Origin of the sequence: Pseudoroseomonas cervicalis ATCC 49957 (genome assembly GCF_000164635.1) — a bacterium.
Taxonomy (GTDB): Bacteria; Pseudomonadota; Alphaproteobacteria; order Acetobacterales; family Acetobacteraceae; genus Pseudoroseomonas; species Pseudoroseomonas cervicalis.
Genome location: NZ_GG770778.1, coordinates 50,325 through 59,945, shown reverse-complemented (window position 1 = coordinate 59,945; position 9,621 = coordinate 50,325). Strand labels below are relative to the sequence as shown.

Annotated in this window: 7 protein-coding genes and 3 pseudogenes; all 10 read left to right on the top strand. The window is 72.4% G+C overall.

The features are described from left to right. The first annotated feature begins 173 nt into the window (after positions 1-173). Positions 174-722 carry a D-alanyl-D-alanine dipeptidase gene (gene ddpX, locus HMPREF0731_RS07645; protein ID WP_007003497.1) on the top strand — a complete coding sequence of 183 codons (549 nt, stop codon included), beginning with the start codon at positions 174-176 and terminating at the stop codon, positions 720-722. A 191-nt stretch (positions 723-913) separates the two neighbouring features. Then, positions 914-1,525, top strand: coding sequence for a LolA family protein (locus HMPREF0731_RS07640; protein ID WP_040612532.1), 612 nt, complete (start codon positions 914-916; stop codon positions 1,523-1,525). 101 nt (positions 1,526-1,626) lie between these two features. Continuing rightward, positions 1,627-2,421, top strand: a complete 795-nt coding sequence (locus HMPREF0731_RS07635) for a gamma-glutamyl-gamma-aminobutyrate hydrolase family protein (protein ID WP_040612530.1) — start codon at positions 1,627-1,629, stop codon at positions 2,419-2,421. 331 nt (positions 2,422-2,752) lie between these two features. After that, positions 2,753-3,559, top strand: a complete 807-nt coding sequence (locus HMPREF0731_RS07630) for an exodeoxyribonuclease III (RefSeq protein WP_007003494.1) — start codon at positions 2,753-2,755, stop codon at positions 3,557-3,559. Between the two features lie 160 nt (positions 3,560-3,719). Continuing rightward, positions 3,720-4,736: a UDP-glucose 4-epimerase GalE gene (galE, locus tag HMPREF0731_RS07625; protein ID WP_007003493.1), complete on the top strand. Its 1,017-nt coding sequence runs from the start codon at positions 3,720-3,722 to the stop codon at positions 4,734-4,736. Positions 4,737-4,952: 216 nt separating this feature from the next. Beyond that, positions 4,953-6,536: a phytoene desaturase family protein gene (gene crtI, locus HMPREF0731_RS07620; RefSeq protein WP_007003492.1), complete on the top strand. Its 1,584-nt coding sequence runs from the start codon at positions 4,953-4,955 to the stop codon at positions 6,534-6,536. After that, positions 6,491-8,119: pseudogene (locus HMPREF0731_RS07615) on the top strand (phytoene desaturase family protein); the annotation flags it as partial. The gene crtI and the pseudogene HMPREF0731_RS07615, both read left to right, overlap by 46 nt. Positions 8,120-8,172: 53 nt before the next feature. Further along, a complete protein-coding gene (locus HMPREF0731_RS07610) occupies positions 8,173-8,958 on the top strand; it encodes a lysophospholipid acyltransferase family protein (RefSeq protein WP_007003490.1) in 786 nt (261 codons plus the stop codon). Further along, positions 8,879-9,217: pseudogene (locus HMPREF0731_RS26490) on the top strand (glycosyltransferase family 2 protein); the annotation flags it as partial. The gene HMPREF0731_RS07610 and the pseudogene HMPREF0731_RS26490, both read left to right, overlap by 80 nt. A 94-nt stretch (positions 9,218-9,311) precedes the next feature. Then, positions 9,312-9,621, top strand: a pseudogene (locus HMPREF0731_RS26125) (glycosyl transferase); the annotation flags it as partial.

Sequence of the window (9,621 nt, the reverse complement as noted above, 5' to 3'; positions counted from 1 at the left end):
CCACCGCCTGGCCGCGCGCCCCCTCCGCCAGGGCGGAGGCCGCCACGCGCCCCTCCACCCACACCGCCGCCGAGGCCCGCGCCAGCGCGCCGTCCAATGCCAGGATCCGCATGCGCGGCTCATAGGCCAGAACGGCCGGCGACGGAACCGCGCGGCGATGGCAGGATGCCGCCATGCTGCTCCCCGTGACCGACGCCGATGGCGTCCTGCTCGACCTCCGCTACGCCACCGCCGACAATCTGACGGGGCGCCCGATCTACACCCGCCCCGTCGCCCTGCTGCTGCCGGAAGCGCGCGAGCGCCTGTTCGCCGCGCGCGACGCGGCGGCACGGCTCGGCCTGCGGCTGAAGATCCTCGACGCCTTCCGCCCGATCGAGGCGCAATGGGCGCTCTGGCACGCCGTCGAGGACAAGCGATTCGTCGCCGACCCGCGCGCCGGCGGCGTCCACCCGCGCGGCGCCGCCGTCGACCTCACCCTCTGCGACGCCACGACCGGCGCCGAACTGCCCATGGGCACGCCCTTCGACGCCACCGAGGAGGAAAGCGCCCATGGCCACCCCGGCGTGCCGGTCGAGGACCAGCGCAACCGTGCCCTGCTGCTCGGGCTGATGACGGCCGCGGGCTGGGACCACTACAGGCTGGAATGGTGGCACTACCAGCTGCCCGACGCGCGGCGCTTCCCGCCGCTCAACGCCTCGGCGGTCAAGGACGGGCCGATGTGAGCTGGGGGAAGAAGGAATTCTTCCCCCAGACCCCCATCATCTTCTTCTGGCAGGCTGCCGCAGGCTCCCGGCCGGGCGGGGCGCTGGAAGCCGGGGCGGGCGCGCATTACATCCGCAGCAGGCAACCCGGGGCGCGGCCTTGCGCTGAGACGCAACAGCCCCGCCCCAACCACGCCAGCCGAAAGATCCCGATGCAGCGTCGCACCCTTCTCGCCACCGGCCTGGCCCTGCTGCCCCTGCCGGCCCTGGCCCAGGCCAACAACCAGCAGGCGCTGCTGGCCCGCGCCGAGACCTATCTGAACGGCATCACCACCCTGCGCGCGCGCTTCCTGCAGATCGCCCAGAATGGCGGCTCGGCCGAAGGCACCGCCTTCATCGCCCGCCCCGGCCGCATGCGCTTCGACTACGACCCGCCCGAGCCCCTGCTGCTGGTCGCCTCCGACGGGCAGTTCCTCTACTACGACCGCGAGCTGCGCCAGCCCAGCATCGTCCCCGTCTCCTCCACCCCGCTCGCCTTCCTGCTGCGGCCGCGCATCAGCTTCGGCGGCGATATCGAGGTGATGGGCGTGCAGCGCCAGGGCGGCTTCCTCCAGGTCACCGTCCGCCGCCGCGACGCCCCCTCCGAGGGCAGCCTCACCCTGGTCTTCGCCGAGGAACCGATGGAACTGCGGCAATGGGTGGTGGTGGACAGCCAGGGCCGCCAGACCCGCGTGACGCTCAACGCCATCGAGACCGGCATGGCCCTGCCCCGCCGCCTCTTCACCTTCAACGACCCCTCCTTCTTCGACAACGAAGGGCGCTAGCCGATACCGCCGCCCTGCCCCACGCCACGGGCGGGGCTGCCGCCACCGGCATGCGGGAATAATGCCTTGATCGCGCCACCTCCCGGCGCGACCTTTCCCGCATGCGTCCTTTGATCGGCATCCCCTGCTGCATGAAGGCCTTCGGCGCCTTCGCCATGCCCAACCACGCCGTCTCCGACCACTACATCAAGGTGGTGCTGGGCCCCGTCGGCGGCGTGCCGCTGCTGATCCCCGCCGCCGGCGAGGATGTGGTGGCGGAAATCCTGCCCCGGCTGGACGGGCTGATGCTGACCGGCAGCCGCTCCAACGTGCAGCCCGGCCTCTATGCCGGCCCGCCGCACCTGGAAGGCACGCCGGAGGACCCGGCGCGCGACTCCACCACCCTCCCCCTGATCCGCGCGGCGCTGGAGCGCGGCCTGCCGCTCTTCGCCATCTGCCGCGGCTTCCAGGAGCTGAACGTGGCGCTCGGCGGCACGCTGGACCAGCGGGTGCAGGACCTGCCCGGCCGGCTCGACCACTCCACCCCCTCCGACCAGCCGCTGCCCCGCATCCGCACCGGCAAGGCGCACGCCGTGCGCGTGCTGCCCGACGCCGCCCTGGCGCGCTGCTGGCAGGGGCTCGGCTGGTCGCCCGACGCGGTGCCGGTGAACTCGCTGCACAACCAGGCCGTCCGCCAGGCCGCGCCGCGCCTGGTGCCCGAGGCCTGGGCGCCCGACGGCACGGTGGAGGCCGCCCATGTGCGCGACTCCGCCGGCTTCGCCCTCGGCGTGCAATGGCACCCGGAATATGACTGGGCGCAGGATCCCCTCTCCCGCCGCCTGTTCGAGGCCTTCGGCGATGCCGCCCGGCGCTTCGCCGCCGCCCGCGCCGCCGCGCCCGCGCTTGCGGCCGAATAGACACACCTGGAGCCAATCTTTTTCGATCAAACGTTTTTGAGTTGTGGGAGAAAATGCTTATATTCCTCCACGGAGATGCCATGTTTCTCCGTGGATGGACCGGCACCCCTCCGGCTCACCCGACCATTCCCCCTTGGAATGACACCCCCCCCAGGCGCCCGGTCTCCCCCAGACCGGGCGCCGTCTTTTCAGCCCCTTGCAGCGCGGCCCGCCGCGCGCGGCCCTGTGCCGCCGGCGGGCCGCGCCGCCGTCTCGGGACCCCGCGGCGGTCGGACAACAATCCGCCCCGATCCCGGCTTTGACCGGCGCCGCTCCGGCGCTAGGTAGCGCCATGCCGAATCTTCGCCTGCTCACCTGGAACATCAACTCGGTCCGCCTGCGCATGCCGCTGCTCACGCGGCTGGTGCAGGAGCTGGAGCCGGATGTGGTCTGCCTGCAGGAGACCAAATGCCCGGACGAGCTGTTCCCGCACGAGCCGCTGGCGGCACTCGGCTACGCCCATCGCGCGGTGCGCGGCATGAAGGGCTACAACGGCACCGCCATCCTCTCCCGCCTGCCCTTCGCGCCGCGCCAGGACGATCCCGACTGGTGCGCCAAGGGCGATTGCCGGCATGTCGGCGTCGATCTCGACGTGCCGGGCGGGCTGGAGCTGCATGATTTCTACGTCCCCGCCGGCGGCGACATCGCCGACCGCGAGGCCAACCCGAAATTCGCCCACAAGCTGGATTTCGTCGCCGAGGCCACCGCCTGGAACGCCGCCCGCGGCCCCGCGAAGCGCGCCGTGATGGTTGGCGACCTCAACATCGCGCCGCTGGAGTGCGATGTCTGGAGCCACAGGCAGCTGCTCGACGTGGTCTCCCACACCCCGGTCGAGGTGGCGGCGCTGACGGCCTGGCAGCAGGCCGGCGCCTGGCACGACGCCATCCGTCATTTCGTGCCGCCGCCGGAGAAGGTCTACACATGGTGGTCCTACCGCGCGCGGGACTGGGAGGCCTCGGACCGCGGCCGCCGGCTGGACCATGTCTGGGTCAGCCAGGACCTGGCCGGGTCGCTGCGCCGCCACCACATCCACAAGGCGGCGCGCGGCTGGACCCAGGCCAGCGACCATGTTCCCGTCCTGGTGGAACTGGCCCTCTAGCCTCACGCCGCCTTGACGGAAAACCTCTCTCCACCGCCGCCGCGCCCCGGGGCGATCCGCGTCACCCCGCCTATGCTCCGGCCGCGCGACGCGGCCTTTTGCGGGTGCGCTGCGGCGCAGCCTGCGCGATGATGCGCCTCTCCAGCCAAGGGATCCCGTGATGGCACGCTTCCTGGTCACCGGCGGGGCCGGCTATGTCGGCAGCCATGTCGTGCTCGCCCTGGTCGCGCGCGGCGACGAGGTCGTGGTGCTCGACGACCTCCGCCAGGGCCACCGCGCCGCCGTGCCGGCCGGGACCGAGCTGGTGGTGGCCGACCTCGCCGACCGCGCCCGGCTGGCCGAGGTCTTCGCCACCGGACCGTTCGACGGCGTGCTGCACTTCGCCGCCCTCTCCCTGGTGGGGGAGAGCATGCGCGACCCGCTGCGCTACCTCTCCGAGAACCTGACCAACACGCTGAACCTGGCGGACGCCGCCATCAGGGCCGGCTGCCTGCGCTTCGTGCTCTCCTCCACCGCCGCCCTGTTCGGCTTCCCCGACCGCGTGCCGATCGACGAGAGCGCCACCCTGCTGCCCGCCTCCGCCTATGGCGAGTCCAAGCTGATGGCCGAGCGCGGGCTGGACTGGGCCGGCCGGGTGCATGGGCTGCGCTCCGCCGCGCTGCGCTACTTCAACGCCGCCGGCGCCGACCCCGGCGGCCGGCTGGGCGAGGACCACAACCCCGAGACCCACCTGATCCCGCTGGCGATCAACGCCGCCCTCGGCCTCGGGCCGGAGCTGACCGTCTTCGGCACCGACTACCCGACCCCGGATGGCACCTGCGTGCGCGACTATGTGCATGTCACCGACCTGGCGGACGCGCATCTGCGGGTGATGGACCGGCTCTGCGCCGGCGCCCCCAGCGCCCGCTACAACATCGGCAACGGCAATGGCTATTCGGTGCGCGAGGTGATCGACATGGTCGAGCGCGTCACCGGCCTCAAGGTGCCGCACCGCATCGGCCCGCGCCGCCCGGGCGACCCGGCCGTGCTGGTCGCCTCCAACGCGAAGCTGCGCGCCGAGACCGGCTGGACCCCGCGCCATTCCGGCCTGGAGGAGATCGTCCGCACCGCCCATGCCTGGCGCGCCGCCCACCCGCGCGGCTACGACGACCGCCCCCCCTCCGCCCAGGCCGCCTGATTCTTTCGGCTGCCGGTCAAGGCCGCGACGGGAGGGAAACCAACCGTACCCTTGCGCTCCGGCCCAGGGGGATAGGCCAAGAGGGGCTGGGCCAAGCGGCCACGCCGGAGCCTGACGGCGCGCTCAGGACATGAGCCGGAAACCTCTTGGCAAGTTTCGGGACGCGCTCATCTGCGGTAGAACACATCTCATCTCTGCGAGGATCGCTGAACCGGCATGAATAGACCCCTGTCGGCCCCGGCCCTCCGGGCGCAGCGCGCGCAGGTCGCCGTCATCGGCGCCGGGCCCGGCGGCCTGGCCGCCGCCATGCTGCTCGCCGCCCGCGGCGCCCGGGTGACGCTGCTGGAGAAGGACAGCGTCGTCGGCGGCCGCAGCCGCACCCTGACGACGCCCGAGGGCTACCGCTTCGACCTCGGCCCCACCTTCTTCCTCTACCCGCGCATCCTGGAGGAGATTTTTGCGAGTTGCGGCGCCGATCTGCGGCGCGAGGTGGAGCTCGTGCGGCTCGACCCGCAATACCGGCTGGTCTTCGGCGGCGGCGCCGGACCGGTGCTGGATGCGACGCCAGACCTCGACCGCATGGCGGCCGAGATCGCCAAGCTCGACCCCGAGGATGCCCGCGCGCTGCGCCCCTTCATGGAGCAGAACCGCGCCAAGCTGGCCGCCTTCCGCCCGGTGCTGGAGCGCGGTTTCTCCTCCGCCGCCGATCTCTTCGCGCCCGACATGCTGAAGGCGCTGCCGCATCTGCGCCCGCACCTCTCGGTGGATGCCGAGCTGAAGCGGCATTTCCGCGACCCGCGCACCCGGCTGCTCTTCTCCTTCCAGACCAAGTATCTGGGGATGAGCCCGTTCCGCTGCCCCAGCCTGTTCACCATCCTCTCCTTCCTGGAATACGAGCACGGCGTGTTCCACCCGATGGGGGGCTGCGGCGCGGTGGCGACCGCGATGGCGCGGGTGGCGGAGCGCCTCGGCGTCGAGATCCGGCTCGACACGCCGGTCGAGCGCATCGCCTTCGACGGCCGCCGCGCCACGGGCGTGGAGGCCGGCGGGCAGCGTTTCGCCGCCGATGGCGTGGTGATGAACGCCGATTTCGCCCATGCCGCGCCGCAGCTGATCCCCGACGCGCTGCGCCGCCGCTGGTCGGACAAGCGCATCGCCGGCGCGCGCTATTCCTGCTCGACCTTCATGCTGTATCTCGGCGTCGAGGGGCGTTTCCCCGAGCTCGCCCACCACACCATCCTGCTGGCCGAGGACTACCAGCGGAATCTGCGCGAGATCGAGGCGGGGCTGGCGCCGGCCGAGCCCTCCTTCTACCTGCACAACCCGGTGGCGACCGACCCCTCCATGGCGCCGGAGGGGCATTCCAGCCTGTATCTGCTGGTGCCGGTGGGCAATCTGCGCGGCACCACCGACTGGCGGGCCAAGGCATCGGAATTCCGCGCCATGGCGCTGCGGCGGCTGGCGGCGCTGGGCCTGCCCGACATCGAGGCCCGCATCCGCTACGAGCGGATGGTGACGCCGCTCGACTGGCGCGACGAATTCTCGGTGGGCTTCGGCGCCACCTTCAACCTGGCGCATGATCTGCGGCAGATGCTGAATTTCCGCCCCGGCAACCGCTTCGGCGACACGGAAGGCGTGTATCTGGTGGGCGGCGGCACGCATCCGGGCAGCGGCCTGCCGGTGATCTACGAGGGGGCGCGGATCAGCGCCGACCTGCTGTCGCGGGATCTGGGGCTGGGCGGCATCTCGACCGCCCTGCCGATGCCGGGCGAGGCGTCCGGGAGGGAGATGGTGGCATGAGCGTCTCGCATGTGGTGGTGATCGGCGGCGGGCTGGGTGGGCTGTCGGCGGCCGCGGTGGCGGCGGCCCGCGGGCATCGCGTCACGCTGCTCGACAAGAATCCCTGGCTGGGCGGCAAGGCGGCGGTGCTGAACCTGCCCGCCGGCACAGCGGGCGCCAATAGCGGATTCCGCTTCGACATGGGCCCGACCATCCTGACCATGCCGCGCGTGCTGCGCCGCATCTTCGCCGAGGCTGGGCGCGACCAGGCGCAGGATCTGCCGCTGATCCGCCTCGACCCGCAATGGCGCTGCTTCTTCGAGGATGGCACGGCGATCGACCTGATGCAGGACGTCGCCACCATGGCGGAGAGCATGGATCGCTTCGCCCCCGGCAATGGCGCCGGCTATCGCCGCTTCCAGGAGGTGGCGACCCATCTGCACGACGTCTCGGAGAAGTTCTTCTTCTGGAAGTCGGTCGAGGGCATTGGCGACACGCTGGACTTCAAGGCCAATTTCCGCCCCGACACGCTGCGCGACGTGATGGCGCTGCGCATGGGGCAGAGCGTCGCCAAGGTGATCCGCGGCCATGTGCCGGATGCGCGGCTGGCGCAGATGCTGGACCATTACTGCCAGTATGTCGGCTCCTCCCCCTATCTGGCGCCGGCGGTGCTCTGCGGCATCGGCGACATGCAGGCTTCCGAGGGTGTCTGGTATCCCAAGGGCGGCACCCGTGCGGTGGCCGAGGCGCTGGCCAAGCTCGCCGGCGATCTCGGCGCCGATCTGCGCACGGGCGTCGAGGTGGCGGGCATCGAGATCGAGAACGGCGCCGCCCGCGCGGTGAAGACCACCACCGGCGAGCGCATCGCCTGCGACGCCGTCATCTCCAACATGGATTCCATCCGCACCTATGGCGAGCTGGTGGGCGGCCGCGCCGCCGCGCAGTACAGCCGCAAGAAGTATGAGCCCGCCTGCTCGGGCGTCGTGCTCTATCTCGGGCTGAACAGGCGCTACGAGCACCTGGCGCATCACGACTTCATCTTCTCCCGCGACGCGGAGGAGGAGTTCGACGCCATCTACAGGAAGGGCATCCCGGCGCCGGACCCGACCGCCTATCTGGCCGCGCCCTCCGCCACCGACCCGACCGTGGCGCCGGAGGGGGGCGAGGCGCTCTATGTCCTCGTCCACACGCCGCATCTGCGCCCCGGCCAGGACTGGACGCAGATGCTGCCCGCCTACCGGCAGACCATCCTCGACAAGCTGAAGCGCACGGCGGGCATGGAGGATATCGAGGAGCGCATCGTGGTCGAGCAGGCGCTGACGCCGCAGGACATCCATGAGCGCTACAAGGTGCTGGACGGCGCCATCTATGGCCTGGCCAGCCACGGCGTGTGGACCGGGGCGTTCAAGCCCGGCAACCGCTCCCGCGCGGTGAAGGGGCTGTACCTGGCGGGGGGTGCGGCGCATCCCGGCCCCGGCATGCCGATGGTGATGATGTCCGGCTGGATCGCGGCCGATTCGCTCGACCAGGATCTGGGCGGCCGCGGCATGGGCGAGGCCGCCCGCCTGGCCGGCGCGCGCGGAGTGCCGCTGGCGGCCGAATGAGCGCGCCACCGCCAGAGCCTCCGGCGCCTCCCCGGGGCGCGGCGCCGGACGCCGTGCCGGATGGGCCGGCCGCGCTCTACTCGGCGCGGCACATGGCCTTCTTCGAGTTCATGTTCAGCCGCTTCGCGCGGCGCCACATGCGGGCGCTGCGCGTGGCCCTGTGGGGCTTGCCGCAGGTCCCGCCAGGGCCGCTGGTGGTCTTTGCCAACCATCCCTCCTGGTGGGACGGGGTGGCCTTCATGCTGCTCTCCCGCCGGCTCTTCCCCGGTCGGCGCATGTTCATCCCGATGGAGGCGGCGGCGCTCGCCCGCTACGGCTTCATGCGCCGCCTGGGCGTGTTCGGGGTGGAGCAGGAGAGCGCGCGCGGCGCCGTGGTCTTCCTGCGCATCGCCGCGCGCACGCTGCACAATGGCGACATGCTGTGGATGAACGCGCCCGGCCGCTTCTGCGACCCGCGCGAGCGCCCGGTGCCGATCGCCCCCGGCCTGACGCGGCTGGCCGAGCTGGCGCCAGAGGCCAGCTTCCTGCCCCTGGCCCTCGAATACCCGTTCTGGGGCGAGCGCAAGCCCGAGATGCTGGCCGCCTTCGGCCCGCCCTTGCCAGGCGCCGCGTTGCAGGCCATGCCTCGGGGGGAGCGGGAGGCGGCGCTGGCCGGCGCGCTGCAGGCGGCGATGGACCGCCTGGCGGCGGATGCCATGGCGCGCGACCCGTCCCGCTTCCAGGTGGTGCAGCAGGGCCGGGAGGGCATGGGCGGCTTCTATGATCTGTGGCGGCGGGCGCGCGCCGCCCTGGCCGGGCGCCGCTTCGACCCGCGCCACGAGCAGGGGGGGCGGCGGTGACCGCCCCCGCCCCGCGCCCGGCCGCCGCATGATCCTGGCCTCGCTCTCCCTGGCGCTGGCGGCGCTGCCGCTGGCCATCGGCCTGCCCAATCTCCTGGCGCTGCGCCGCGCCGAGGGCACCCCCTCCCCGGCCACCCTGGTCTCGCTGCTGATCCCGGCGCGCAACGAGGCCGGGCAGATCGATGCCTGCCTGGAGGCGGCGCTGGCCAGCGAGGATGTCGCCATCGAGCTGCTGGTGATCGACGATGGCAGCACCGACGACACCGCCGCCCGCGTGCGCGCCTGGGCGGCCCGCGACGAGCGGGTGCGGCTGCTCTCCGCCCCCCCCCCTGCCGCCGGGCTGGACCGGCAAGGTGCATGGCTGCGCCCTGCTGGCCGAGGCCGCGCGGGGCACGCATCTGCTGTTCCTCGACGCCGATGTGCGGCTGGAGCCGCACACGGCGGCGGCGATGGCCGCGCATGCCGAGCTGCACGCGCTGGCCCTCGTCAGCGCCGTGCCGCGCCAGATCATCGGCAGCCTGGGCGAGGCGCTGACGGTGCCGATGATCAATGTCCTCATGCAGGGCTACCTGCCGGGCGGCGGCCGCGCGCCGCGCGGTGCCTCCGCCGGCGACCCGCGCATGGCCGCCGCCTGCGGCCAGCTGGTGCTGGTGGAGGCGCGCG

What these genes read in the sequence shown, in the direction of transcription:
- ddpX (WP_007003497.1), top strand. Translation starts at nt 174, where the DNA reads ATGCTGCTCCCCGTGACCGACGCCGATGGCGTCCTGCTCGACCTCCGC.
- HMPREF0731_RS07640 (WP_040612532.1), top strand. Translation starts at nt 914, where the DNA reads ATGCAGCGTCGCACCCTTCTCGCCACCGGCCTGGCCCTGCTGCCCCTG.
- HMPREF0731_RS07635 (WP_040612530.1), top strand. Translation starts at nt 1,627, where the DNA reads ATGCGTCCTTTGATCGGCATCCCCTGCTGCATGAAGGCCTTCGGCGCC.
- HMPREF0731_RS07630 (WP_007003494.1), top strand. Translation starts at nt 2,753, where the DNA reads ATGCCGAATCTTCGCCTGCTCACCTGGAACATCAACTCGGTCCGCCTG.
- galE (WP_007003493.1), top strand. Translation starts at nt 3,720, where the DNA reads ATGGCACGCTTCCTGGTCACCGGCGGGGCCGGCTATGTCGGCAGCCAT.
- crtI (WP_007003492.1), top strand. Translation starts at nt 4,953, where the DNA reads ATGAATAGACCCCTGTCGGCCCCGGCCCTCCGGGCGCAGCGCGCGCAG.